Source organism: Paraburkholderia phytofirmans PsJN (genome assembly GCF_000020125.1).
GTDB lineage: Bacteria > Pseudomonadota > Gammaproteobacteria > Burkholderiales > Burkholderiaceae > Paraburkholderia > Paraburkholderia phytofirmans.
On the sequence record NC_010681.1, the window covers coordinates 4441633 to 4467537 of the forward strand.

A 25905-nucleotide genomic window follows, 5' to 3' on the forward strand; every position below is an offset into this window, starting at 1 on the left:
TTGTTATGCCCAGCCGATTTTTAACTCACAGCTTCACCACCTCCGGCTTATCAAGGCAGAGGACAGACACGCACAAAATCACACTCCGGCATTTCGCCGGAATGGACGGCGTTCAGCTTATTGCTTGATGAATCGATCGTTTGCCCAAAGGCCTTGCGTATCGCTATTACCGGAATTCACAAATTCGATGTCGTGACCGACCACGCGGACGACACGGAAGCTCGAGTTTTCCGGAGTGGAAACGCATTGATATCCGGAGAAGAATTCCTGCATTTTTTGCTGTTCACCGGCTTGCGCATGCTGGTCGGCGGCGTCGAGTTTATCCTTCGACAGGCAGCCATATGCGTTGGCCTTGAACTGGATGGTTTGCTGCGGCTTGATCATGACGTCTTGCGCCTGAACAGTAGCGGCAGCCAATCCCGCAATGGCGAAAACAACGGCGATTCGCATTTTCATATTTTCCTCCGGTGCGGGTGGATACTCAGGTTAGCTATGTATTTAACTTTAACTTTGAACCCGCATCTTGCACTTTAGGAGAACGCGAGAGAACGACAAGCACATCTTGTGTGCGGTCGCAACAGCGGCGAAATGTCGCACCGTCATTTTCGCCTGCTTAATCGTTGAGCAACGGCTTAATTGGCGGTGGTTGCGACGAATAACGAAAAGGCAGGCAGGCCACACCGCTTTAACCAGTAAAGCTTTGCGGCGCGTATGCGCGTAAACGAGAAGCACCAATTAAGTGATTTACTACAATTAATCCGCGCATTTGGTGCGTTGCACACCAAGTCATTCAACGGACTAAAGCAAAATCAAGAAATAACGGTGTGCTTGCAGAAGATAAAGAGTGCCAGCTTGACGAGCGGTGCGCGCAGGAGCGCCAAAAGGGCAGCCCGCACGCGCGTCCGTGGCTTCAGTCGACGCGTCGATTCGCCTCGAAGAACTCGGACTGGAACATGCACATCCGCAAGGCGTTGTGATAGCTGCCGTTGCCGAAGAACTCCTCGATCAATTCGGCTTCGTGCCTGAAACCGCACTTTTCATAGACGTGGATCGCCGCTGTGTTCGACTTGTCGACGATCAGATAGACCTTGCGCAAGTTCAACACCGAAAACGCATAGTCAGTGGCGAGCTGGGTGGCGAGGGTCGCGTAGCCACGGCCTTGCGCATGCGGCGCGATGATGATCTGAAACTCGCCGCGTCGATGGATATAGTCCAGTTCAATCAACTCGACCACGCCGACCGTCTGCCCCTCGTTGTCGATCGCCACGAAGCGTCGTTCGCGCAGATCGTGCACGTGCTGGTCGTAAAGCTGGGTCAGTTCCGAGAAGGTTTCATACGGCTCCTCGAACCAGTAACGCATGATTTTCGCGTTGTTGTTCACTTCATGCACAAAGCGCAGATCGGTGCGCTCGAGTGGGCGCAAAGTGAGTTCGCTGCTACGTTCGGTCGTCATTGGATTCCCCTCGAGAATTTCTGGTTTGAATGCGCGCGGTTTGTGCGTGCTTGCGCGCTTTCCAGTTAGTCAGGGCGCCGTGCGGGGAGTTCTTGCAAGCTCCCTCGTCCCCAAGAAACTTTCTTACGATAAGCTAGGCACCATGCAGGCCCCGCACGTGCAGGGCGTCGCGCTGTCGCAGGGCCGCGCCCGGCGCGAACGCGGTGATTGTGAGGTGCGCGGCACGGTACGGGTACGCGCGGTGCTCTACAATGAAATCATGCTCCTGCAATCGGAGGCTGCCGTGATCGAGAACTTGATATTGGGCGTGTTTCTGGTCGTTCCGCTGCTCATCGTCGCCTTTCTTTTCTCCGACGAATTGTGGCAGGAACACCGGCATTTGCACGAGATGCGACCGATGCACGTGAGACCGCGCCGCATCGACTGGCGGCATCCGCTGCGCCGTTCGCGGGATCGTCTCTGACGCGTCGCGCTTGCCAGCCCGGTCCACCTGCGTGCCGCCCTGCACGAATCAACCCGCCGCCCTAAAATAGCGGCCCGTTGAACAGGAGGATTCGTGCGCAAACTGATGTCTTTGATGCTGCTGGCTGGAACCGCCATCGCCTTCGTGCCGACTGCTGCCGAAGCGCATTCGCGTGTGGTGTGTAAGCGCGTGTGGGTGCATGGCCGTCTGGTGAATCGTTGCCACCGCGTGCCGGTGCCGCATCACCACCGTCATCATCGTCGTCCGCCACCGCATCATGGGCCGGCGCCGTACCGCCGGTAGTGAAATCAAACCCGCCGCGTGCGGGTTTTTTAATGCGTGCCGCGAGCGCGGCGGCGAGCCAACCCAAAGACAAATAAAAAAGCCTGCCCGAGTCGGGCAGGCTAAAAAGAGATCCACACTCAATGCCTTGCGAGAACCAAGGCAAGAACCAGTCTAGCCGTACAGCGCACACCGCTGGTTTCAACGGCCTTTACACATGTTACGGCGCATGACCACGCGTGGAGCCAAGCGATGCATCGCCTCAGTCGGCGCGCCAATGCGAGCGAATGCGTTTGGCGAGCGCTTCGAGCGTGTCCGCGTCGGCGACATCGCGCGCATGCATTCGCAGCGGCTGGCCTTCCCAGCGCGGGATCACGTGAAAGTGCACATGCGGCACCGTTTGTCCCGCCGCGGCGCCGTTGAATTGTCCGATGAACACGCCGTCCGGCCGTAACGCCGCGCGCACCGCAATCGCGAGCTTCTGCGTCATGCGCATGCAGGCCACCGTGGAGGCATCCGACAAGTCGAAAATCTCCGCGGCGGCTTCCTTCGGCACCACCAGCAAATGCCCGTCGGCTTGCGGCATCAGATCCATGAAGGCGAGGGCGGCATCGGTTTCGGCCACCTTGATGCAGGGCAGTTCGCCACGCAGAATCCTTGCGAAGGGATTGCTGTCGTCGTAGTTCATCGCGTTCCTCTTATCGTGGAAGGTCATATCGGGTAAGGCGCTGTTGCCGACATTGTCCATCACCTGTGTTACAGCACGCCCACGCGCGCTGCGCGTTTGATCGCCTGCGGCGGCTGACCGAACGCGCGCAGAAAGGCGCGCCGCATCCGTTCGGTATCGACGAAGCCCGTTTCCGCGGCCACTGCCTCCATGGAATGGCGGCCCGCTTCCAGCATGGCGCGCGCGGCCTCGACGCGCAATGCCTCGATGGCTTTGGCCGGCGATTGGCGGGTTTCGTCGCGAAACGCGCGGCTGAACTGGCGCGGGCTGAGATGCGCGACGTCGGCGAGTTGCTCGACAGTCAACGGTTCGCGCAGATGGCTTTTGGCAAACGAGAGCGCGTTCTGAATGCGGTCGGATTTCGGCGCCAGGTCCAGCATGGCCGAGAACTGCGACTGGCCGCCGGCGCGGCGATGGTACACAACGAGCTTCTTGGCGATCGCGCGCGACACTTCCACGCCGAGATCGTTTTCAACCAGGGCCAGACACAGATCGATGCACGCCGTCATGCCCGCCGACGTCCACACCGAACCGTCGACGATAAAGATGCGGTCTTCATCCACGCGCGTTTGCGGAAAGCGTTGCTGCAGATCGCGGGCGTGAAACCAATGGGTGGTCGCGTGGCGGCCGTCGAGAATCCCGGCCTCGGCCAGCACGAACGCACCCGTGCAAATGCTCGCGGTGCGCCGCGCCGCGCCGAGCACCTCGTTCAGAAACGCCCGCAACCCCGGCGACGATGGAGCGATCTGCATTGCTCCGGTGACCACCACGGTGTCGTACGCCGGATCGCCGAACGGCCGGGTGGCGACCTCGACGCCCGCCGAGCTGCGCACCATGCCGCCATGCTCGGAAATGATCTCCACCTCGTACTCGGGCCCGCCGGCCTCCAGGTTGGCCAGCTCGAAGATCGAGACCGCCACCATATCGAGGATCTGGAAGCCTGGAAAAACCACCACGCCGATGTGTCTCATCGCGATGTCCTAAAACGAGGTAAATACGACATTTGAGACAACAGGCTACGCGTCTAGACTTGCCTCGTCAACATCGCAATGCCGCACAACAGCCAGGCGGCGGCGGAGTTCCCGGTTTTCCCCATTCACTTATCGGACAGGGCACAGGCGCGAAGCGCCACGCCCGCAAGGAGAGATTCAAATGGCAACGCAAACAGGCAAGGGCACGGCATTGGTGACGGGTGCATCGTCGGGTATCGGCGCGGTGTATGCGGATCGCCTCGCGCGGCGCGGCTACGACCTGATTCTGGTGGCGCGCGACGTGCAGCGGTTAAACGGCCTGGCCGAGCGTCTCACGACGGAAACCGGCCGCCACGTCGAAACGATCGGCGCGGACCTGACCGTCAAAGCCGACGTGCGCCGCATCGAAGAAAGGCTGCGCGCGGATCGTGACATCACGATGCTGGTCAACAACGCCGGTGTCGGCGCGACCGCCTCGCTGATCGATTCGGACGTCGACGCGCTCGAAAAAATGATCGACCTGAACGTGACCGCGCTCACGCGCCTGACGGCAGCCGTCTTGCCGGGTCTCGTGGAGCGGGGCAACGGTATCGTGATCAACATTTCGTCGATCGTGGCATTGTCGCCGGAGACGTTGAACGGCACGTATAGCGGCACCAAGGCCTACGTGCTCAACCTGACGCAGTCGCTGCATCACGAAGTGGGCGGCAAGGGCGTGCAATTGCAGGCTGTGTTGCCGGGCGCCACCAGCACGGCATTCTGGGACCGCGCGGGACTCGCGGTCGAACATCTGCCTCAGCAGATCGTGATGAGCGCCGAAGACATGGTGGACGCCGCGCTCGCCGGCCTCGACCAGGGCGAACTGGTAACGATTCCGTCGTTGCCGGATGCGGCCGACTGGGAACGCTTCAACGACGCACGCCAGCAGTTGCAGCCGAACCTGTCGCATAAGCTGCCGGCCGCACGCTACACGCGCGGCGCCGCGGCGGCATAACGCCAAGGACGGACTGAAAAGCGCATTCACATTCAGCGCCAGTCAGTCGACACGTCGTCGGGATCGATCAACGTCAGTCCCGACGACGGCAACGGCAGCGCCGTCTTGTAACGCACCTGCTTGAGCGCGAAGCTCGAGCGGATATTGGAGATGCCCGGAATCTTCGTCAGATGATCGACGATGAAGCGCTCCAGCGTCTGCATGTCCGGCATCACCACGCGCAGCAGATAGTCGGCGTCGCCCGTCATCAGATAGCACTCCATCACCTCGGGGCGCTCCGAAATCGCCTGCTCGAAACGCTGCAGCGCGTCTTCCACCTGCTTTTCCAGACTCACCTGAATGAACACGTTGATGCGCAGCCCGAGCGGCTCCGGGTTCAGCAACGTGACCTGCTGCTTGAACAGACCGAGCTTTTCGAGCGCCCGCACGCGGTTGAAGCACGGCGTGGGCGACAGGTTCACCGAGCGCGCCAGATCTGCATTGGTGATGCGCGCGTTCTGCTGCAACTGGCTGAGGATGCCGATGTCGATGCGGTCCAGCCGTCTGGGTGGCGTGGTCATAGATGAAATATTCTGTCGTGGTGGCGGAATTCGGAATAAATAGCCTATCGCAGCCCGGGATCACAAGCAAATGAGAGGCTCATTTTGTGAGCACATGGTTACCATTGACTCACTCGATCTTGAGCCGAACGCGTCGATGCGGGAGTGGTGCCATGACGGATTTGTCCAGCGGTAGCGAGCAGTTGCGGTTATCCAATCCACAACGCGTTGAAAGCGCGGAGCAGGCGGATACGGATCCGCAGGAAACCGCCGAATGGCTGGAAGCGCTCGATGCGGTCGTCGCGCATGTCGGTCGCGACCGCGCGCAGTTCCTGTTCGACAAGCTTGCAAGCCACGCGCTGTCGCTGGGTGTCGAATCAGCGCGCACCAACGTCACGCCATACCAGAACACGATCCCGTTCGAGCAGCAGCCGCGCTATCCGGGCAATCTCGAACTCGAAGAACGGCTCGCCGCCGCGCTGCGATGGAACGCTTTGGCGATGGTGGTGCGCGCGAACCAGGCCTACGGCGAACTCGGCGGCCATATCGCGAGCTACGCGTCGGCGGCGGATCTGTTCGAGGTCGGCTTCAATCATTTCTTTCGCGCGGCCGCGCCGGGCGGAGAAGAGGGCACGGGCGACCTCGTGTACTTCCAGCCGCATTCGTCGCCGGGTGTGTATGCGCGGGCTTACCTCGAAGGGTTTTTAAGCGAGCAGCATTTGCAACACTATCGCCGCGAGATCGGCGGCCCGGGTTTGTGTTCGTATCCGCATCCGTGGCTGATGCCGGACTTCTGGCAGTTCCCGACCGGCTCGATGGGCATCGGGCCGATCAACGCGATTTATCAAGCGCGTTTCATGCGCTATCTCGCCAATCGCGGCCTCGTGCAAACGGAAGGCCGCAAGGTGTGGGGCTTTTTCGGCGACGGCGAAATGGACGAGCCGGAATCGACCGGCGCGCTCTCGCTGGCCGCGCGCGAAGGGCTCGACAATCTCGTGTTCGTGATCAACTGCAATCTGCAGCGGCTCGACGGGCCGGTGCGCAGCAACGGCCGCATCATCGATGAACTGGAAGCGCACTTCATCGGCGCCGGCTGGAATGTGATCAAGGTGATCTGGGGCTCCGACTGGGACGCGCTGTTCTCGCGCGACCGCACGGGCGCCTTGCTGCGCGCGTTCGCGCATACCGTCGACGGCCAATTCCAGACCTTCTCGGCCAACGACGGCGCGTATAACCGCGAACGCTTCTTCGGCCAGAACCCGGAGCTTGCCGCGCTCGCCGCGCAGTTGAGCGACGACGACATCGACCGCCTGCGCCGCGGCGGCCACGACGTGCGCAAACTGCACGCAGCCTACGCGAAGGCACTCGAACATCGCGGCCAGCCGACGGTCATTCTCGCGAAGACGATGAAGGGCTTCGGCATGGGCACCTCGGGCCAGGGCCGCATGACCACGCATCAGCAAAAGAAACTGGGCTTCGACGACCTCAAGGCGTTTCGCGATCGTTTCCGCCTGCCCCTCACGGACGAGGACGTCGAACAGGTGAAGTTTTACAAACCCGCGGAAGACAGCCCGGAAATGCAATACCTGCATGCACGTCGGGCGGCTCTCGGAGGCTATCTGCCCAGAAGGCGGAGAGTTGCATCGAAGGGGCTGACCGTCCCGCCGGTGTCCTCCTGGGGGCAATTTTCGCTGGACTCTAACGGCCGCGAAATGTCCACGACCATGGCGCTCGTCCGCATGCTGACCGCGCTGCTCAAAGACCAGGAAGTCGGTCCACGCGTGGTGCCGATCGTCGCCGACGAAGCACGCACTTTCGGCATGGCGAACATGTTCCGCCAGGTCGGGATCTATTCGCCGCTCGGCCAGTTGTACGAGCCGGAAGATCTCGGCTCGATGCTGTACTACCGCGAGGACACGAAAGGCCAGATTCTGGAGGAGGGCATTTCGGAAGCGGGCGCCGTGTCGTCGTGGATCGCGGCGGCGACGTCGTACAGCGTGCACGATCTGCCGATGCTGCCGTTCTATATCTACTACTCGATGTTCGGCTTCCAGCGCATCGGCGATCTGATCTGGGCCGCCGCGGATCAGCGTGCGCGCGGCTTCCTGATTGGCGCGACCTCGGGCAAGACGACGCTCGGCGGCGAGGGCTTGCAGCACCAGGACGGTTCGAGCCATCTGGCGGCCTCGACGATTCCGAATTGCCGCGCGTACGACCCGGCGTTCGCGTACGAAGTTGCCGCGATCGTCGACGAGGGCATGCGTGAAATGGTCGAGCAGCAGCGCGACGTGTTCTATTACGTCACGGTGATGAACGAGAACTACGCGCAGCCTTCAGTGCCGGGCGGCGACTTGCAGGCGCTGCGCGAAGGGATTCTCAAGGGCATCTATCCGCTGACGGCGCGAGCGCCAGTGCAGGATCAGAAGAGCAAGCAAGCTCAGGTGCAATTGCTCGGCGCGGGCGCGATTCTCGGCGAAGTGATCGCGGCGCAGCAGATATTGAAGGGCGACTGGCAGATCGACGCCGCCGTGTGGAGCGTGACGAGCTTCACCGAGTTGCAGCGCGACGGCATGGCGGCGGAACGGCTCGCGCGTCTTGGCGAAGCGAGCGCGGCGCCGTATGTCACGCAGGCGCTCGATGCATCGCAAGGTCCGATCATCGCCGCGACCGACTATGTACGGGCCGTGCCGGAACTGATTCGCGCGTACGTGCCGCGCCGATATGTGACGCTCGGCACGGATGGTTTCGGCCGCAGCGATACGCGTCAGGCTTTGCGCGAGTTTTTCGAAGTGGACCGCAAATCGATTGTGATCGCCGCGTTGAAGGCGTTGGTGGATGAGGGCGCAATCGATGCAAGCGTGCTTGTCGAAGCACGCAGCAAGTATCGCGGCGGTGCGCCGGTTGGTGACGCGTCGTGGCAATGCTAAAGAAGCGCACGCGTTAGAAACCGCTTAACGCACTGCCGGTGCCAGTGGTAGTGCTATTACCGCAAATGAAAACGCGTCCGGTAAATGGGCGCGTTTTCATAAAGCGTGAGTAGACCCGTAAGCCGAACAATCAATCGCTCACCGCAACCTGATTCTTCCCATCCCGCTTCGCGCGATACAAGCCGACATCAGCCGCTTCGATCAGCTTCGTCACCGGTTCGGCGACCGTGGGCACGAGCGTCGCCGCGCCGATGCTGATCGTCACGATGCCGGTGGCGGAGCCCGAATGCGGGATCGCCAGGCCTTCGATTGCAATGCGGATCTTTTCCGCGAGCAGACGCAAGCCGCCCGACGACGTGCCCGGCACCACCACCGCGAACTCTTCGCCACCGAAGCGCGCCGCGAGATCCGCCGGGCGCCCGAGGCACGATTCGACGGTATGCGCGACTGTCTTGAGGACTTCGTCGCCGGCAACGTGCCCGTAGGTATCGTTATAAGCCTTGAAGTTGTCCACATCGATCATCAGAAAACCGAGGCCGGTCTTCTCGCGTGTGCTGCGACGCCATTCGGCGGCCAGATATTGATCGAGGTAGCGGCGATTCGACAGGCCCGTCAGGCCGTCCGAATGCGTGAGCCTTTGCAATTCCAGATTCGTCGCGAGCAATTGCTGCTGCGATTGACGCAGCGCCCGGTAGGCCTCGTCGCGTTGAATCAGGTTCAGGTACGAACGCGAGTGATAGCGGATGCGCGCAATCAACTCGATGCGGTCCGGCAGCTTCACCAGATAGTCGTTCGCGCCGGCGGCGAAGGCCGCGCTTTTCACGAGCGGCTCTTCCTTGGTCGACAAGACGATGATCGGAATGTCGCGCGTCGCCGCATTCTGCCGGTACTGGCGCACGAGGGTGAGGCCGTCGGTGCCCGGCATCACGAGGTCCTGAAGGATCACCGTCGCGCGCGTTTCGGCGGCAGAGCGCAGCGCTTCTTCAGGCGAGGCGCAGTAGTGGAAGTCGACGCTCGGTTCGTCGGCCAGCGCCTGGCGGATCGCCTCGGCGATGATCGCCTGATCGTCGACCAGCAACACCATGATCGGGCACTCGGCTGCGGGCGGATTGCCGAGGATGCGCGCGAGGGCATCGTCGATCGCGAGATTGGGGGCGTCCACCGCGTCCGACGCGAAATCCTGCGCGGCGGCGTTCTGATGCGGCTTAGGAGTGTCCATGATGTTCAGCCAGAATGAATGTGAGTGAATCGAAACGGCTCATAAGTGGCGAGTGCGTTTTTAGCGCGCGTCGACCGCCGTCACGAGCGCGGCGGCGATGCGCGGCAACGGCAGAATCGCGGCGGCGGCGTCGAGTGCCGCGGCCGCTTTCGGCATACCGTACACGGCGCTGGTCGCCTCGTCCTGCGCGATCGTGTGATAGCCCTTGGTGCGCATCGCTTTAAGTCCGATCGCGCCGTCGCGGCCCATGCCGGTCAGCAGCACGCCGACCGCGCGCGCCGGCCAGCGCGCCACCACGCTATGAAAGAACACGTCGACGGAAGGCCGGTAAGGCGTCTCTTCCGGCACGCGCGTATAGCCGAGCACATTGGGCAGTTTCAGATGCAGATGATCGTCGGTGGCGGCGAGCAGCGCGACGCCCGCTTGCGGGCGGTCGCCTTCACGGGCGATCCGCACCGGCACCGCCGACTGCTGGTTCAGCCAGTCCGCCATGCCGGCGGCGAACGCCGCGTCGACGTGCTGCACGATCACGATGGCCGCCGCGAAATCCTTCGGCAGGCCGGCGAGCAGTGTCGCAAGCGCCGCCGGTCCGCCCGCCGATGCGCCGATCGCCACTAGCGGCGTGTCGCGATTCGTCACGCAGGCGGGCGCTGTCGCGGCTGCCGCACCAGGCGCGTTGCGTTCCTTGACGAGCGCCGCGATGCGGTCGATCTTCGCGATCAACGTGGCGATGCTCTTGTGCGCGTCGGGACCGTTCAGCGAAGGCGTATCGACGGCATCGAGCGCGCCCGCGCCCATCGCTTCATAGACGCGCCATGCGTTCGCGCCCACGTCGACGGTGACGACCAGGATCGCGCACGGCGCGCGCGCCATGATGCGGCGCGTGGCCTCGATGCCGTCGACGTTCGGCATCACCAGATCCATCAGCACGATGTCGGGCCGCTGCGCGGTGCAGAAATCGATCGCCTGCTGGCCGTCCTGCGCGATCCACAACACTTCGTAGTCGTGGCGCGCCGCGAGCGCGCGGCGCAGCGCCTCGACGGCAAGCGGCATGTCGTTGACGATTCCGATTTTCATCCGTTTCTCCCCGGGACTAACCGTATGCTTCGCCGATCAGATCGCGCACCGCATCGAGCAGTGCTTCGTCATGAAAACTGCCTTTCGCCAGATAGTAGTCCGCGCCCGCGTTCAGTCCGGCGCGGCGGTCCTCCTCACGATCCTTGTACGAAACGATCATCACCGGCAGCGACTGCAACTGTGGATCGCGCTTGATGAGCGTGACGAGTTCGATGCCGTCCATGCGCGGCATGTCGATGTCGGTGATGACGAGGTCGAAGCGCTCGCCGCGCACGGCGTTCCAGCCGTCCATGCCGTCGACGGCGATCGTCACGTCGTAACCGCGCGTGGCCAGCAGTTTGCGTTCGAGCTCGCGCACGGTGAGCGAATCGTCGACCACCAGCACGCGGCGCGTGGCACGCTGAGCCGCGCGCGCGTCGCCGTGTTGCGTGTGCTTGAGATCGCCACCCGCCACAAGCCGTTCGACGGAGCGCAGCCAGTCGTCGACATCGGCGATCAGCACCGGATCGCCGTTCTCCATCAGCGCGCCGGCGGTGATGTTGCGGATCTTGCCGAGGCGCGGATCGAGCGGCTGCACCACGAGCATGCGCTCGCCGAGAAAGCGGTCGACCACCACGCCGTAGGTTTGCGAGCCGTCGCCGATGACGATCATGCTGACGGTGCGGCCTTCATCCGCGGGCGGCGCGGCGTCGAGAATTTGATGCGCGGTGACGACGCCGATACGCCGCCCGGAAAAGGCGATGTGCTGATGCCCTTCGAGCAATTCGATCTCCGCGCGGTTCACGTGCAGCGTGCGGTTCACATGCGCGAGCGGCACGGCATACGGCTCGCCCGCGACTTCGACCAGCAGGCTGCGGATCACCGAAAGCGTCAGCGGCAACTGCAATTGCACGCGCGTGCCGAGTCCCGGTTCATGCGTGATTCGCACCGTGCCGCGCACGCGTTTGACGACGTCGTGCACCGCGTCGAGTCCGACGCCGCGGCCCGAGACTTCGGTCACCTGATCGCGTAGCGAGAAGCCGGGCAGCAGCAGGAACTCGAGCAATTCGGCTTCGGAGAGGCGCGCTACCGTTTCCTCGCTCGCGAGTTTTTTGCGTACGACCGACGCGCGCAAGGCGTCGAGATCGATGCCCGCGCCGTCGTCGGAAACGGTGATGAGCAGCGTGCCGGCGGTGTGACGCGCGTCGAGCGTGAGCGTGCCTTCTTCCGGCTTGCCGCGCGCGAGGCGCACGGCGGGTGCTTCGATGCCGTGGTCGAGCGCATTGCGCAGCATGTGGCCAAGCGGCGCTTCGAGCAGATCGAGAATGTCGCGATCCACTTGAGTCGATTCGCCCACTAGTTGCCAGCGCATTTTCTTGCCGAGCGAACGGGCGACGTCGCGCACCATTCGTGCGAGGCCGCTGGTGCCGTCGCCGAACGGACGCATGCGGCATTGCAGGGCGGCGTCGTAGAGTTGTTGCGACAGGTGAGTCGAGCGGCGGTCGAAGCTCTCCAGATCGGCGAGACGCTCGGCCAGCATATGCTGCGATTCGGCGGTCAGGCGGCGTAACTCTTCGAGCGCAGCCTGGGCGCGCGGATCGAGCTTGAGGTCGGCGAGCGTTTCGTGCAGTTGGTCCAGCGCGCGAGTGCCGTCGCGTTGGACGCGTTTGATACGCAGCATCGATTGCGCGAAGGGTTTCAGCCAGCGTGATTCGACCAGCGATTCGCCGGATAGCGATAGTAGACGGTCGAGGTTGTCGGCACGCACGCGGAGCATGCGGCCGGGTTCGGTGGCGGGTGCGATGGTTGTGCTGTTCGACGCGAACGGAGCGGCGAACGGGTCGTGCTGCTTCTGCGCGGGTGCGAGGGCAGCATTGTCGTCTTGTGTAGGCGCGGGCGTAGCGTCGGCCGGTCTGGCTTCAGCGCGCAGTGCATCGGCTAGCGAGTTGAATACGGCGTCGGGGTCCGGGTTCGCATTTACACCGAGGGCGATGGCAGGCGATTCGATGACCGCCGCGGTCGCCGGCGGCGTAGTGTCCCGCCGTATCGCCGCGCCATGAGGCGGCACACCGGCCATCCGCGCCTGCAATGCCGCCACACATGTGCCGACCGCGTCGCGAGCCGACTCGTCTTCATCGTTGCCGATGCGCGCGACGATATCCACCCCGCGCAGCAACTCGTCGATCCAGGCCGCGTCGAGCAACGCACGTCCTTCCTGCGCGGCGACGAAGCAATCCTCCATGGCATGCGCAAGCTCGACGCCAACCTGCACGCCGACAATACGCGCCGCGCCCTTCAACGAATGCGCGGCACGCATGCAGGCTTCGAGCGCGGCGGCATCGCGCGGGGCGCGGTCGAGTGCGAGCAGGCCGTCGTTGAGCACGCGCGCCTGGGTCCGCGCTTCTTCGCGGAACAGGTCGATCAGCGACGGGCGGCGCGGGTCGTCCGTCATCCGAGGCTCCGGTTCAAAGTGTCGAAGAGCGCGTCGGCGTCGAGCAGGCCGACGCTCATGCCGCGCCACGGCGCGACCGCTCGCGTGTGGGCAGCGGCGGCATGCGAAAGTGTGGCGGGCGGCGCGCACAAGCTGGCCGTCGCGATCCGGTGCACGCCGTCGACCTGATCCACCGGGAACACCGCGTGTTCTTCAGCGCGCGAGACGACGAGGAAACGCGGCAGATCGTGGCGCGCTCGATCGTCGCGTGCGTTGGCGCCGGTTTCGAAACCGAGCAGGTGCGCGAGCGACAGGCACACCAGCAATTCACCTTGTACATTCACCACGCCCAGTACCGCGCGATGCTGCCGATGCGGCAACGTATGAATCGGCCGCGTCTGCACGATGCGTTTGAAGATTGGCGTGGGCAGCGCGAGCCATTCGTCGCCGATGCGAAAGACGAGAAACGATTCGCTCGCGCCTTGCGCATTTTGCTGCGGTTGTGCCCGCGCGCGCACGTCGTGCCGCGAGAGGTCCACCAATGGAATCGGCCGTTCCAGCAGTTTGGCGGCGGCCGTTTCGAACACTGGGCAATTGAGGCAGCGTACGTACTCGACAAGTCGCTCGCACGACGAATCGCCGCGCACGCCGATGCGATTCCAGCAATCGTCGAAGCTCACCGTTTGCACCTCAGCCACGTTGCGCTCCCTGCGCGCGCGACGCGCGTTGCATCAACAGGCGCGCGGCATCACGGTCGCCTTCGAGTTCGAGCAAGGTCGCGAGATGCGCGAGCGCTTCCGCGTGCTGAGGATCGAGATACAGCGCCTTGCGATACTGGCTGCGCGCAAGGCTTGCGTCGCCGTTGGCATCGGCGAGCACGCCAAGCAGATAAAACGCGTCGGCGTGTGGGGCGTGGTGTTCCAGATAGGCGCTGATCGCCGTGGCGGCTTCCGCGAGGCGGCCGCCGTCAGCCAGCGCGTGCGCGGCTTGTAACGTGTCGCGTGCCGCGTTGGTCGGCGCGGTGACTGGCGGCAACGACGGGTTGAATGCCGGCGGCGTGGCGGCTGGCATCGGCGTTTTGTGCGTGTACGCTTGCGTCGCACTGTTCTCACGCTGGGCGAACTGCGTCGCGCCCCTGAACGGCGTGGGCGCAACCGGATCGGGCCACGCGAAAGGCTCCGCGGAAAACACGTGCGGCGACGAGAGTGCGGGATTCTGCGAATGCGTCATCGCAAGCGCGGCGGCGGTAGCGAGCGGCGCGGTGTGCCAGCTATTCCACTGCGTCTCCTCGGGCGCGCCGTGATGAAACGCGAAGGCCAGCGGGATCTTTGCGGACTGCATGCCGTAGCGCATTAGCAGCCCGGTTTCCGCAGGGCCGACGAACAGCGTGCCGTTTCCCGCCAGCACGCTGGTGAGCGCCTGCAGGGCTTTTTGCTGCGCGTCGCGGTCGAAGTAAATCAGCACGTTGCGGCAGAACACGAAGTCATAGACACCGAGCGACGACGCGTCGAGTTGCATCAGATTGGCACGCGAGAAACGCACGGCTTCGACGATGCGCGGTGCGAGACGCCAGCCGTCTTCGGTGCGCGTGAAGTGAGCGTCGCGGAACGCAAACGCATTGCCGCGAAACGAATTGCGTCCGTAGACCGCGCGTTGCGCGACGGCGAGTGAGCGGTCGCTGATATCCATTGCGTCGATGCGCAACTGCGCGGGGTCGAAGCCTGCATCGAGCAACGTCATCGCGATCGTGTACGGTTCTTCGCCGGTCGAACAGGGCAGGCTCAGGACGCGCAGCGGCAATGCATTGCCGCGCTCGGCGAGACGTTCATGCGCGAGACGCGCGAGTGCCTTGAACGCGTCGGCATCGCGATAGAACCAGGTTTCGGGCACGACGACTGTTTCGATCAGCGCCTGCACCATCGAAGGTGAACATTGCGCGGCTTCCCAATAGTCCGCGAGCGTGGCTTCGGCGTGACCATCGGCGCACCACGCTGCTGCGCGCTGATCGACCGCGCGCTCGATCGCGCTATGACCGAGCGATGCCGCATCGAGCCCGATCGTCCGATGCAACAGCTCGGCGAAGCGTCGATAGAGTGGTGCGTTGTCGTGATGCGCGTTCATGCGTGCGCCTCGGGAAAGAGGAGCGCTTTCACGTCGTCGGGCAGCAGATGCTCGACGCGGATCCATTGAACGAGGCCGCCCGCTTCGCTCGCGACCGGGCCGAGATAGCGCGCGTGCGGCATGTCGAGGCCGGCATCGTTAAACGCCGTCACGTCTAGTCGAATCGTGCGTGTCGCGCCTTCCAGCAACAGCGCGAGCAGGCGCGTCGTGCCCGCATGCGGATAGCGCACCAGCACGATGCGCGTCGACATCAATTGCGCGGCGGGACGGCCGAGCGCGAGCGCCGGCAGATCGATCAGCGGCAATGGCGCGCCTTCGTGATCGAGCACGCCCGCGACCCACGACGGCGCGCCGGGGATTGACTTCGGCGGCGACTGCGGCGTGAGCGGCATCAGACGCTCCACCTGCGTCGCGTCGATCACGTACCGTTCGCTATCGAGCGTGAAGAGGATGAAGAGCATCGGCATGTGCGTGGGCGGTGATGAGCGTGCGGGTGTCGGCGTCGAGCGGCGCGCCGTGGCGCGTCAGGCCGTCACCTTGAAACGCGACACGCCGGTGCGCAGACTGTTGGCGACGTGCGTCAGATCGTCGATCGCCTGGGTCGATTGACGTAGCGATTCCGCCGTCTGCTGCGCGGCCTCCGAGAGTTGCGTCAGCGCCTGGGTGATCTGCTCGGCGCCGGTGGCCTGCGTCTGCATGCCTTCGTTGACCATCGAGAAGCGCGGCGCGAGCTGCTGCACCTGCTGGATGATCTGCGTGAGATGACCGCCGACGTTCTGCACGTCGAGCATGCCGCGCCGCACTTCTTCGGAGAACTTGTCCATGCCCATCACGCCGGCGGCCACCGCGGACTGGATTTCCTTCACCATCTGTTCGATGTCGTAGGTCGCCACGGCGGTCTGATCGGCGAGGCGGCGAATCTCGGTTGCCACGACCGCGAAACCGCGGCCGTATTCGCCGGCTTTTTCCGCTTCGATCGCCGCATTCAGCGAGAGCAGGTTGGTCTGGTCCGCGACCTTGGTGATGGTGGCGACGACCTGATTGATGTTGCTGGCCTTCTCGTTGAGGATCGCGAGCTTCGCGTTGACAGAGCCGGCCGCTTCCATCACGAGGCGCATGGTTTCTTCCATGCGCGCGAGCCCGGCGTGGCCGGTGCCGGCGAGCGCCGCCGACTGGCCGGCCACTTCGGACACTTCGTTCATGGTACGCAGCAGGTCGCGCGAGGTCGCGAAGATTTCACGCGACGTGGCGCCGATCTCGGTGGTGGTGGCGGCGGTCTCGTTCGCGGTGGCTTGCTGTTCGCGCGAAGTCGCGGCGATTTCCGTCACCGATGTCGTGACCTGCACCGCCGATTTCTGCGCCTGGCCGACCAGTGCGGTGAGTTCGTCGGTCATGCGGTTGAAGCCCGCTTCGAGCGCGCCGATTTCGTCCGCGCGATTCAGTTGCAGGCGCTGGGTCAGGTCGCCGGTGCGCATCACGTCGACAACGCGCAGCACTTTGGCCATTGGCGTGGTGACCGCGCGCAGCAGCCAGTACCCGGCCAGCACGGCGACGATCGCGGCGATCAACAGCATGACGAGCAACACGATGCGGGTTGCCTCGACCGAACTGCGGATGCTTTCGGCGGCTTTGTCGGCGTCGGCCTTGTTGTTGTCGACCAGTTTGCGCGCCGAGAGGCGGCCCGCTTCCCAGATCGGCGTCAGTTGCGTGTTGAAGATACGCACGGCGTTCTCTTTCGAGCTCGGCAGGGCGTTCAACAGCGATGCCTGGATCGGCAGGTACTGGGTGTGTTGCTGGCGGAAGTCGTTGAAGAACCCACGATCGTTGTCGCGGAAGATGGTCGCGCCGTAGTCGCCGAGAAGCTTCTGAAGTGTTTGCTCGGTGTCTTGCAAACGTTCGGTGTCGCGCTTGACGGACTCGGGATCCGCGTCCACGTAGACGAGGCGCTGTGTGACGGTGTAGTTCTCGAACCAGGCCGCGCGCATCGCGGTCGCGTAGTATAGGCCGGGCATCGAATCTTCCTGCTGACTCTTCGCGTCGCGATCGATGCCGCCGAGCTGTTCGAACGTGACGATTGCCATCGCCAGCATCACGATCAGCACGATTCCGAAGCTGCACAGAATCCGTTGCCGGATGGTCCATTGTTTCACGCGCACGCCCCTTACTTTTTTCGCTTGTCTCGACCCGTGTTGCCGATGTGGTCCGATGCTTCAATCGACGGGCTGGAAAAGCTTTGCGGGTTGTCAGAACTATCCGACAGGTTATGCGGCGGATTTTACATTGATCGGTGGAATGGGGAAGCGGGGTATCGCCTGGCGCGCGGGGTGCACGGATGTAGCGTACGCTGAATCAGCTTTGGGACTTCTTGGTATCGCGCGTGATCTGCCGGATGCTTGTTTCGGGTGTCGGCAACGCTTCTGGCATGGTTCCACCAAGTTCGCGGATGGTGTCGCGGACTTTGCCGCCCACCTCAAAATGCGTCTGATTGGCTTGCCGCTTGCCTTGGACACCGTCGCGGCGCAATTTCTCCTCCGTTTGGGTCGCGCGGAAAAGATTGGCGGCGAGCTCGGTGCTGCCCATATGGTCGAGAATTTTCTGACTCTTTTTCAAACTCTTGCGCGCGTGGATGTCCTTTGCGCCCAAGCCACCGTAGAGGCCGCGATAGCCATGATCCTGGAAGACTGCATAGTCGAGTGTGGTTTGGACGCCGGCACTGCGGGCGGTTGCGCCTAGTTTCTTGTTGTGAAGAGTCAGTTCGCCGCGCAGCATCAGGCGACGCTGATCCTCCACCATATTGGCAAAAGCCTTGCCGTCACCAACTTCCTGACGCCTGGTCTGAATCGCAAAGTATGTTTGCCCGTTTGCGATGACCGGCTTCGACGGATCACCATTCTGTACGACGAGATAGCACGCATATCGCGACAGGCGGAAGTCTTCGACCGTGCGCTACGCGCCAGAGCCGAGGCCGACCATTTTTCCCACTTGGGAAAAATGGTCGGAAACGCTGTGGCCCGAGTGCTTGCACGCTTCGCTTGCCTTCTCGATGACGCGCCTGAACTTGTCCCACGTTGCATATTCGAGAAGCAACTGAAGCTCTCGCGCTGACCAGAACTCGACATTGTGTTCGCTGAATTGCTTGATACCGTCGAAAGTGTGACTCGTCATAGTGGCTCCCTTGGTTCGTTACGTGGACAGCCGGGCCGCGCGACATCCGGCAACCTCACGTCGATTTTATGAAGGGGGCTTGGACCAGACCATCAGACAGCGGAGATCAACGCGTCAGGATTGTCGCTGGTTGAAGCAGTGCTTTCCTACGCTGGCAGGGCAACGCGGGCTACAGTGCACCGATGTACCGCGTTACACGGGTAATGTCCCGTTACCACTTGCAGCATCTATTTCTGCGCGCCCCCGCCACAATCTGTTCCATGCCTGAACGGCGGGGAGTCAAACATGAAAAAGATCGCAGTGGCGTTGGTGATGGTGGGAAGTCTGAGCGTGGCCGGGCAAGCATCGGCGCACGGTAATGGCGGCGATGTCGTCGGTGCGCTGATCGGCGGGGCCGTGCTCGGGGCGGTGGTGACCTCCGTGCTGAATCCTGCGCCGGTGGTGGCGTACCAGCAGCCCGTGTATGCGCAGCCGGCGTATGAGCCCGCGCCTGTCTATGCGCAAGCGCCGCCGGGATACTGCTATGACCAGTACCAACGTGCTTATGTGGCGTGCAGTGCGCCGCCGCCGGCTCAATACGGATATCCGCAGCCTCAGCCGGGTTGGTAATCAATCGTGGAGCGCGCGCGTCGTTGCGCGCGCCACAGACAAAAAGGCCGTCGTGTTACGCGACGGCCTTTTTATTTCAAGCGCGACTCAGTGCCTGTGATGCAGCCACTCCGCATAGTGCGTGTCGAGCCAGCGTTCGAGTCTTTGCGGCTTTGTCTTCTGGTGGTAATGGGACGCGGCCCAGATAGCAACGCCGACCAGCAGCATGACAGCAGGCCCCAATAAATAAGCGATCAACGATTCAGACATGGGAGCCTCCGTATCGAGTTGCGTCCACCCTTCAGTTTAGGCGATGAAACGCGGGAGAAAAGGTCTGTGTGATGCGATCGTGGCGGGCGGTCGGTGGCGTCTTTTTCCTCACCTTTGAAACCTAGTGGGGAATTAGGATTTCTTATTTCTAACAGTAGGTTGGGTCGTACAGTACGCGTTTTGTGTACCATTGAAATTCCATATTTCAAAGGTTTGGTGCCCGACGAGACCGGTTTCAAGGCGTACTGGTCGAGCCTCTACGTGTGCCTTCGATCTGCGCATCCACAAAATCCGCCCACCGCTGCATGACCCATCGCTGCTTCGCGGCATTCTCCGCGCTCGCACCTTGCGCGATATGCCCGGGCGTCGTCGCCGTGTTCTGGTCGAGCGCGTCTGACGGCTGCATCAGCTTGCGCAGATGCGCCGTTGCGGTGCGCCGGAAGTCATGCAGGACGAAATGCTCCACGTCCAGACCGAGTGCCTTGACCGCCTGATTCAGCGTACTTTTGGCGATCGGCCGATCGTCGCCTCTGACGCTCGGGAATACGAACTTTCGGCTGGCCTTGGCGTGGTCGAGCTCGCGCAGCATCGAGACGGCCTGCTGGGAAAGCGGCACGCGCTGATCGCGGTCTTTTTTCAGGCGCGCAGCGGGGATCGTCCACATCGCCTTGTCCAGGTTGAATTCGGCCCACGTCGATTCGACCAGGTCCGACTTGCGCACCATCGTCAGCACCAGCAGGTGCAGCGCTAGCTTCAAGGGTCGGCGAATGTTCGACGCATCGATCGAGCGGAACATGGCGCCGATCTCGTCGCCGGAAAGCACGCGGGTGCGGCTGTCGAAAGTAGCGATGGAGCGCGCCGGCACGACCTCGGCCGGATTGCTGGATGCGAGTTGCCGGGCGATCAGATATTCGTAGAGACGCTTCACCACGTTGCGCGTATGCAGCGCCATTTTCGGCGAGCCGCGGCTCTTGATTCGGTCGCATATCGCGACGATGTCGTCGGCGGTCACCGCTTTGATTTGCATGTGGCCGATGGCGGGCAAGACGTCTTTGTCGAGCGCCCGCCGCGTGGTGCGACGGTATTCCTCCGACTTGCCGGCCATTTCCGTTGCGAGATAAAGCTCGGCGGCTTCGCGCAGGATATCGGCTTTGCTTTCCGCGCCGCGGTCGCGCCGCGCCGTGGCGACCGGCGAGATGCCTTGCGCGACCATCTCCGCATACTTCTGCGCCTTGGCGCGCGCGACACGCAGCGAGATCATCCGGTAGTCGCCGATGGTGGCAAGCGGTTGGCGTTTGCCGTTCAGCGTGTAGCGGAAGCGCCAGATCTTGGTGCCGGTCGTCATGATTTCGATGACGAGACCATTGCCGTCTGCGACGCAATAGCGGGTGTCGCGCGGTTCGAGCGCGCGGACTTGGGCTTCGGTGAGCGGGACGGCTAGGCGGGGCATGTTCGGATCGCGGGTGTTCGGACAGCGGCGATTTTAAACCGTATGGTGGCTGTGTACCAAAGATTCGGCGATTTTTGGGTCAACGGAGTGGGCGTCTCCGTCGGTTAGTGCGAATTTAAAAATCACGAGATATACCTTTGTAATGGGCCCGAATAGCTCAGCCTCGTCCCTCGCTCACTTCCCAATACAGAACCTGCTAAAAATCACTCCGAGCAGATCATCCGAACTGAACTCACCGGTGATCGAATTCAACTGGTCCTGCGCGAGCCTGAGTTCCTCCGCGAACAAATCAAGCGCCTGCGAGTTCTGATCGGCGTGCGCGGCAGCAGTCGCCAGATGCTCCTCGGCCGCGCGCAGTGCAATCAGATGCCGCTCGCGCGCCAGGTAGACGCTTTCCGCGCCCGCCTGCCAGCCGGCGATCCGCAACAGTTCGTCGCGCAACAGCGCAACGCCGTCGCCCTGTTTCGCCGACAGCCGCACTTCGCTCAGTTCGAGGTCCGCGTCGAGCGCTTGCGTCGCCGGCGCGAGGCCGGTCAGGTCCGTCTTGTTCAGCACGCGCACCACTGGCACGCCGCGCGGAAAGCGTCCGGCAATCGCATCGTCTTCAGCGGTCATGCCGGTGCGCGCGTCGAGCAGATGCAGCACGACATCCGCCCGCTCGATTTCGCTCCACGTGCGCGCAATGCCGATCTTTTCGACTTCGTCCTCGGTATCGCGCAGGCCGGCTGTGTCGATTACGTGCAGCGGAATGCCTTCGATCTGAATGGTCTGCGCGACCTTGTCGCGCGTCGTGCCGGCGATCGGCGTGACGATCGCCAGTTCCGCGCCGGCCAGCGCGTTCAGCAGCGACGATTTGCCGACGTTCGGCTGCCCGGCCAGCACCACCGAGAGCCCTTCGCGCAACAACGCGCCTTGCCGCGCTTCGCTCAGCACGTGCGCGAGACGCTCGCGGATGCGCGTGAGCTTGCCGCGGGCGTCGGCGGCTTCGAGGAAGTCGATCTCTTCTTCGGGGAAGTCCAGCGTCGCTTCGACAAGCATGCGTAGCGTGATCACGTCTTCGACCAGCGCGTGAATGTCGCGCGAGAACGCGCCGTCGAGCGAGCGGCCCGCTGAGCGTGCCGCGGCCTCGGTGCTGGCCTCGATCAGATCGGCAACCGCTTCGGCTTGCGCCAGATCCAGCTTGTCGTTGAGGAAGGCGCGGCGCGTGAATTCGCCGGGCTCGGCGAGGCGCAGACCGAACGCGCGGCCGGCGTCGATGCAACGCTGCAGCACCAGTTGCAGCACTACCGGACCGCCGTGGCCTTGCAGTTCGAGCACATGCTCGCCGGTGTAGGAATGCGGCGCCGGAAAGTACAGCGCGATGCCGCGGTCGAGCGCGTTGCCGCTGACGTCGAGGAACGGGACGTAGCTGGCGTGGCGCGGTGCCAATGTTTGGCCGGTGAGCGCCTGCATCAGTGGCTGGGCGGCCGCCTCTCCCGCACGGCCGAACGAAATTCGCACGACACCGATGCCTCCCCGGCCGGGCGCGGTGGCAATGGCGACGATTGGATCGGAATCGGTGGTGAGCATAGAGAGCGTGGCAAAAGCGGAGAGGAGGGGAGGGTGGCGCCGGTCAGCACGGCGCGAGGCATTGTAACGCGGGCGCTTTCGCTGCCCGTGTCGCGGCGCTCTTGTTGATGGCGGAAGCCGACTGATTCGCGCGGTTCGGATTTATCTCAAACGAGCTAGGATTGCTACTGCGCTCTTTGAGAATAAATAAGAAGTTGTAGGACGGCGAAGCCGCAGACAGGCATGCCAGACAAGGAAAAACACCAAAATTCTACAAATTCGGCAGACCCATTGCCTGAAGCGCCTCGCAAGCTAAAAGTATCTCAAATACGCTAAAACTAAACTCGTCCGGTTGTCAACTGTTTGAACGTTGAATTGCACAATCCGGCCCATGCCGACCAATAAAGAAAAAGCCGCCTTCGCCAAACGGCTGAAGGACCTGCTGGAGCCGCTGAAGATTCGCGGCGGGACCAAGCTCGCCGAGCAATTCAACCTTCGCTATCGAGGCGAGCGAGAGGTGACGCCGCAAACCGCTCATAAGTGGTTATCCGGTACGACGATTCCCAAGCCCGATAAGTTGCGTACGCTGGCCGAATGGCTGAACGTGAAAGAGCATTGGCTGCACTATGGGCCGTCTCCGGGCGTGAACGCGAGGCCGCTGGCGCGTGGCGAGAAATATCCACCGTCGGCCGAGACAATCGAGCTCGCTTCCAAGATCGAGTCGCTCACGCCGAAAGACCGCTTCCTGGTCGAAGAGATGATCGTGCGCTTTTACGGTGAAGACGCGGAAGAGGAATAGGCGCGGCATCGCGCGGCGTGTTTTGCGGAGAGAATGAAAAAAAGCCGCCCGGTTTTGCGCCGGGCGGCTTTTTTTCTACTGCTGCTATCTGAGCTTCAGACGACGGTGGGCGCTTCCGCCCACCTCAAGCACATGTCATCAAGCCGCTTTGGCCTTCGTCTGCCCCATCATCCGCGTGATGTAGTACTGCTGGGCGATCGACAGCACGTTGTTCACGACGTAGTACAGCACCAGACCGGCCGGGAAGAAGAAGAACATGACCGAGAACGCGATCGGCATGAACATCATCATCTTGGCTTGAACCGGGTCCGGCGGCGTCGGGTTCAGCTTGGTCTGCAGGAACATCGAGACGGCCATCAGCACCGGCAGGATGAAGAACGGATCCTGCTGCGACAGATCGTGAATCCACAGAATCCACGGCGCGCCGCGCATTTCCACCGACGACAGCAGCACCCAGTACAGCGAGATGAACACCGGAATCTGAATCACGACCGGCAGACAGCCGCCGAACGGATTGACCTTCTCGGTCTTGTACAACTCCATCAGCGCCGAGTTCATCTTCTGCGGGTCGCCCTTGAAGCGTTCGCGCAGTGCCTGCATGCGCGGCGTGATCGCCTTCATGCGCGCCATCGACTTGTAGCTCGCGGCCGACAGCGGGAAGAACACCGCCTTGATCAGCAGCGTGAGCAGCACGATCGACCAGCCCCAGTTGCCGACATAGCTGTGGATCTTCTCGAGCAGCCAGAACAGCGGCTTGGCGATGATCGTCACCCAGCCGTAGTCTTTCACCAGTTCCAGACCCGGCGCGATGCCTTCGAGCATGCGCTCTTCTTCCGGACCCGCGAACAGACGAGCGGACACGTCGACGGTTTGACCCGGGGCGATGGTCGGCACCGGCTCCTTCACGCCGACGCGATACAGCGCCGGATCGATCTTCTCGACGTAGATGTCGCGCTTCACGCCTTGCTGCGGAATCCAGGCCGACGCGAAGTAATGCTGGACCATTGCGATCCAGCCGTTGTCGGCCGAGGTCGCGTAATCCTGCTTGTTCTTGTCGATGTCGCCGAACGTCATCTTCTGGAAGTGATGCTGGTCGGTGTACACAGCCGGTCCGATGAACGTGTGCGAGAAGCGCGGCGTTTCCACCGGCTGATCGTCACGTACCAGTTCCATATAGACCGACGGGGTCACCGGCGCAGTGCCGACGTTCTGGATCTTCGTGTCGACGCCGATCACATAGCTGCCACGCGTGAACGTGTAGGTCTTGATGACCTTCACGCCACCCTTCACCGGCGACTCGAAGCTGAGCTGGAACGACTTTTCGTCGCCCGTCAGGTCGTGCTGCTGGTTCGGCAACGGCGTGTAGATGTCGTTGTGATTCGGGAAATCGCCGCCGAGCAGGCCCGTGCGCGCCAGATACGTATGGTTCGCGGTGCGGTCGAACAGCGTGATGACGAGGTCCGGCTGCTTGCCGTCACCCTTGTTCACGAGCGACAGCTTCGACAGCGTGCCGCCGCGAGTGTCGATTTCACCGCTATAGACGTCGGTGTTGAACTTGACCAGTTGCGATTGCGTGGCCGCCGGCGCGTTGCCCGGTGCGGCTGCGTTCGTTGCCGGCAGATCGGCGGGCTGGGTTCCCGGCGTCGTGGTTCCCGGTGCGGCGCTACCGACGGTCTTGGTCGGCGTGGCGCTCGGGAAGAACATCGACGGGCGTCCGTGGTCGCGTTGCCAGTTGTCGAACAGCATGACCGCTGACATGAAAAAGATGACCCATAGGACGGTGCGTTTGATATCCATGCGTTGTCTCAGTGTCGATGGAACGGCGCGTCAGCGCTTTTCAGAAGTGGGAGGCGGGACGAGATCGATGCCGCCCGCGGAAAACGGGTGGCAGCGGCAAATACGCCTGGCGGCGAGATAAGTCCCGCGCGCGGCGCCATGATACTGGATTGCTTCGCGCGCGTAATCAGAGCAGGAAGGGTAAAAACGGCACCGGTTGCCGAGCATTGGGCTCACGGCAACCTTGTAGAAACGCAGTAAAGCGATGAGTACCGTTTGCATGGCTGGTGCGGCCGGACGGCGCCGCGCAACGTGGAGTACCGGGCGACGCCCGCGCAGCACGGCCGCCGGAGCGGTCTGAACTGCAAAGCGGGCGGTCACTTGAGCGTCATTCCGTCTTGGGCGCTTCCGCGGGCGGCGCCTGGCGACGGGTCACTTCGCGCGCTGCCTTGTCGAGCAGCGCCTCGATTTCGCTGCGGCACAGCGCCCTCAACGGCGGCGACGAGGCGCTCGGCAAAGCTTTCTTGTCGAAGCGCGTGTGCAAACGCAGCAGCACATCCCAACCGCCGAATTCCGCGCGGCGCAGCCGGAAGGCTTCACGCGCGATTCGACGTACCAGATTACGCGTGGCCGCGCGCGGCGCATACTTCTTGCCGATCACGAGGCCTAAGCGAGCTTCATTGCCGGTAGGCCGGCCGTACACCACGAAGTGAGCGGTGCGGCGCCACGGGCGCAAACGAAAAACGGATGAAAATTCATCCGTTTTCAGCAGCCTTGCGGCTTTGGGGAAGGCGGCTTGCGCTCGCAACGGAACCGAGCCCAGTTGCTGCGCCTCAGCCGTTCCCGCTTCACCGCGGGCTTCACTACCCGGCATAAGCGTCGCGTGCAACGCCTGCCTTAGATGGCGAGGCGCTTGCGGCCCTTCGCGCGGCGTGCGTTGATGACCTTGCGGCCACCTGCGGTCTTCATGCGAACGCGGAAGCCGTGGGTGCGCTTGCGACGGGTAACGGAAGGTTGGTAAGTACGTTTCATGTTGCTCTCACTTGATCGAAAAATAACCGCGCGATCATCGCTGAAAGCGCAATGGCCGGTGGTTCACTGAATTGGTTTTCGCGGAACCCGCTAT

The 25905-nt window shown here is 62.8% G+C and carries 26 protein-coding genes and 1 pseudogene; 6 read left to right on the forward strand and 21 right to left on the reverse strand.

Annotated elements, in window-relative coordinates; translation table 11 throughout:
- Positions 1-117 precede the first annotated feature (117 nt).
- Both sap1 and speG read right to left on the reverse strand, forming a co-directional pair.
- On the reverse strand, positions 118-456 hold the full coding sequence (gene sap1, locus BPHYT_RS19735; RefSeq protein ID WP_012434866.1) for a surface attachment protein Sap1: 339 nt from the start codon (positions 454-456) through the stop codon (positions 118-120).
- Between the two features lie 454 nt (positions 457-910).
- Entirely contained in the window at positions 911-1453 is a 543-nt protein-coding gene (gene speG, locus BPHYT_RS19740; RefSeq protein ID WP_012434867.1) for a spermidine N1-acetyltransferase, read from the reverse strand.
- 142 nt (positions 1454-1595) lie between these two features.
- On the opposite strand from speG, the gene BPHYT_RS39130 reads away from it, so the two are divergent.
- Together BPHYT_RS39130 and BPHYT_RS19750 are read left to right on the forward strand one after the other, a co-directional pair.
- Positions 1596-1916: a hypothetical protein gene (locus BPHYT_RS39130; protein ID WP_238535605.1), complete on the forward strand. Its 321-nt coding sequence runs from the start codon at positions 1596-1598 to the stop codon at positions 1914-1916.
- 93 nt (positions 1917-2009) lie between these two features.
- Entirely contained in the window at positions 2010-2219 is a 210-nt protein-coding gene (locus BPHYT_RS19750) for a hypothetical protein (protein ID WP_012434869.1), read from the forward strand.
- Positions 2220-2460: 241 nt separating this feature from the next.
- On the opposite strand, the gene BPHYT_RS19755 is transcribed toward BPHYT_RS19750, so the two are convergent.
- Complete coding sequence (locus tag BPHYT_RS19755) at positions 2461-2886, reverse strand: HIT family protein (protein ID WP_012434870.1); 426 nt, start codon at positions 2884-2886, stop codon at positions 2461-2463.
- A gap of 68 nt (positions 2887-2954) precedes the next feature.
- Positions 2955-3896 (reverse strand): GlxA family transcriptional regulator, encoded by a 942-nt coding sequence (locus tag BPHYT_RS19760; protein ID WP_012434871.1) that lies wholly within the window; start codon positions 3894-3896, stop codon positions 2955-2957.
- A 181-nt stretch (positions 3897-4077) separates the two neighbouring features.
- Between BPHYT_RS19760 and BPHYT_RS19765 the strand changes: the two genes are divergently transcribed.
- Positions 4078-4890 (forward strand): SDR family NAD(P)-dependent oxidoreductase, encoded by an 813-nt coding sequence (locus tag BPHYT_RS19765; protein WP_012434872.1) that lies wholly within the window; start codon positions 4078-4080, stop codon positions 4888-4890.
- Between the two features lie 32 nt (positions 4891-4922).
- On the opposite strand, the gene BPHYT_RS19770 is transcribed toward BPHYT_RS19765, so the two are convergent.
- Entirely contained in the window at positions 4923-5450 is a 528-nt protein-coding gene (locus BPHYT_RS19770) for an Lrp/AsnC family transcriptional regulator (RefSeq protein WP_012434873.1), read from the reverse strand.
- A 152-nt stretch (positions 5451-5602) separates the two neighbouring features.
- Between BPHYT_RS19770 and mdeB the strand changes: the two genes are divergently transcribed.
- Positions 5603-8356 carry an alpha-ketoglutarate dehydrogenase gene (gene mdeB / locus BPHYT_RS19775; protein WP_012434874.1) on the forward strand — a complete coding sequence of 918 codons (2754 nt, stop codon included), beginning with the start codon at positions 5603-5605 and terminating at the stop codon, positions 8354-8356.
- 130 nt (positions 8357-8486) lie between these two features.
- On the opposite strand, the gene BPHYT_RS19780 is transcribed toward mdeB, so the two are convergent.
- The 9 genes and pseudogenes from BPHYT_RS19780 to BPHYT_RS39135 form a co-directional block, all read right to left on the reverse strand.
- On the reverse strand, positions 8487-9575 hold the full coding sequence (locus BPHYT_RS19780; RefSeq protein WP_012434875.1) for a diguanylate cyclase: 1089 nt from the start codon (positions 9573-9575) through the stop codon (positions 8487-8489).
- A gap of 60 nt (positions 9576-9635) precedes the next feature.
- Entirely contained in the window at positions 9636-10652 is a 1017-nt protein-coding gene (gene cheB, locus BPHYT_RS19785; protein WP_012434876.1) for a chemotaxis response regulator protein-glutamate methylesterase, read from the reverse strand.
- 16 nt (positions 10653-10668) lie between these two features.
- Positions 10669-13083: a hybrid sensor histidine kinase/response regulator gene (locus BPHYT_RS19790; protein ID WP_012434877.1), complete on the reverse strand. Its 2415-nt coding sequence runs from the start codon at positions 13081-13083 to the stop codon at positions 10669-10671.
- Positions 13080-13760, reverse strand: coding sequence for a chemotaxis protein CheW (locus tag BPHYT_RS19795; RefSeq protein ID WP_012434878.1), 681 nt, complete (start codon positions 13758-13760; stop codon positions 13080-13082). Before BPHYT_RS19795 ends, BPHYT_RS19790 begins: the two co-directional genes overlap by 4 nt.
- Positions 13753-15183 (reverse strand): CheR family methyltransferase, encoded by a 1431-nt coding sequence (locus BPHYT_RS19800; RefSeq protein WP_012434879.1) that lies wholly within the window; start codon positions 15181-15183, stop codon positions 13753-13755. The genes BPHYT_RS19795 and BPHYT_RS19800 overlap by 8 nt, the downstream gene beginning before the upstream one ends.
- Complete coding sequence (locus BPHYT_RS19805) at positions 15180-15644, reverse strand: chemotaxis protein CheW (protein ID WP_041759072.1); 465 nt, start codon at positions 15642-15644, stop codon at positions 15180-15182. Before BPHYT_RS19805 ends, BPHYT_RS19800 begins: the two co-directional genes overlap by 4 nt.
- A 63-nt stretch (positions 15645-15707) precedes the next feature.
- The gene (locus BPHYT_RS19810) at positions 15708-17333 is read right to left on the reverse strand and encodes a methyl-accepting chemotaxis protein (RefSeq protein WP_012434881.1); all 1626 of its coding nucleotides are present in this window, start codon (positions 17331-17333) and stop codon (positions 15708-15710) included.
- A gap of 199 nt (positions 17334-17532) precedes the next feature.
- A pseudogene (dinD, locus tag BPHYT_RS19815) lies at positions 17533-18117 on the reverse strand (DNA damage-inducible protein D); the annotation flags it as partial.
- 12 nt (positions 18118-18129) lie between these two features.
- Complete coding sequence (locus BPHYT_RS39135) at positions 18130-18348, reverse strand: hypothetical protein (RefSeq protein ID WP_238535606.1); 219 nt, start codon at positions 18346-18348, stop codon at positions 18130-18132.
- Between the two features lie 285 nt (positions 18349-18633).
- Here BPHYT_RS39135 and BPHYT_RS19820 point away from each other — a divergent pair, with 285 nt between their 5' ends.
- Entirely contained in the window at positions 18634-18957 is a 324-nt protein-coding gene (locus BPHYT_RS19820) for a hypothetical protein (protein ID WP_012434882.1), read from the forward strand.
- A gap of 87 nt (positions 18958-19044) precedes the next feature.
- Here BPHYT_RS19820 and BPHYT_RS38720 read toward each other — a convergent pair whose 3' ends face one another.
- The 3 genes from BPHYT_RS38720 to mnmE all read right to left on the reverse strand — a co-directional run bounded on the left by BPHYT_RS38720 (position 19045) and on the right by mnmE (position 22225).
- Positions 19045-19206, reverse strand: a complete 162-nt coding sequence (locus BPHYT_RS38720; RefSeq protein WP_012434883.1) for a hypothetical protein — start codon at positions 19204-19206, stop codon at positions 19045-19047.
- A 235-nt stretch (positions 19207-19441) separates the two neighbouring features.
- Entirely contained in the window at positions 19442-20656 is a 1215-nt protein-coding gene (locus BPHYT_RS19825; protein WP_012434884.1) for a tyrosine-type recombinase/integrase, read from the reverse strand.
- Positions 20657-20830: 174 nt separating this feature from the next.
- Entirely contained in the window at positions 20831-22225 is a 1395-nt protein-coding gene (gene mnmE / locus BPHYT_RS19830; RefSeq protein ID WP_012434885.1) for a tRNA uridine-5-carboxymethylaminomethyl(34) synthesis GTPase MnmE, read from the reverse strand.
- A 370-nt stretch (positions 22226-22595) separates the two neighbouring features.
- Between mnmE and BPHYT_RS19835 the strand changes: the two genes are divergently transcribed.
- Entirely contained in the window at positions 22596-23003 is a 408-nt protein-coding gene (locus tag BPHYT_RS19835; protein WP_012434886.1) for a transcriptional regulator, read from the forward strand.
- 138 nt (positions 23004-23141) lie between these two features.
- On the opposite strand, the gene yidC is transcribed toward BPHYT_RS19835, so the two are convergent.
- The 4 genes from yidC to rpmH form a co-directional block, all read right to left on the reverse strand.
- A complete protein-coding gene (gene yidC / locus BPHYT_RS19840; protein ID WP_012434887.1) occupies positions 23142-24800 on the reverse strand; it encodes a membrane protein insertase YidC in 1659 nt (552 codons plus the stop codon).
- A gap of 30 nt (positions 24801-24830) precedes the next feature.
- Positions 24831-25061, reverse strand: a complete 231-nt coding sequence (yidD, locus tag BPHYT_RS37395) for a membrane protein insertion efficiency factor YidD (protein WP_007180115.1) — start codon at positions 25059-25061, stop codon at positions 24831-24833.
- A gap of 106 nt (positions 25062-25167) precedes the next feature.
- Positions 25168-25653 (reverse strand): ribonuclease P protein component, encoded by a 486-nt coding sequence (locus tag BPHYT_RS19845; RefSeq protein ID WP_012434888.1) that lies wholly within the window; start codon positions 25651-25653, stop codon positions 25168-25170.
- 23 nt (positions 25654-25676) lie between these two features.
- Entirely contained in the window at positions 25677-25811 is a 135-nt protein-coding gene (gene rpmH / locus BPHYT_RS19850; RefSeq protein ID WP_004198824.1) for a 50S ribosomal protein L34, read from the reverse strand.
- Between the last annotated feature and the right edge of the window lie 94 nt (positions 25812-25905).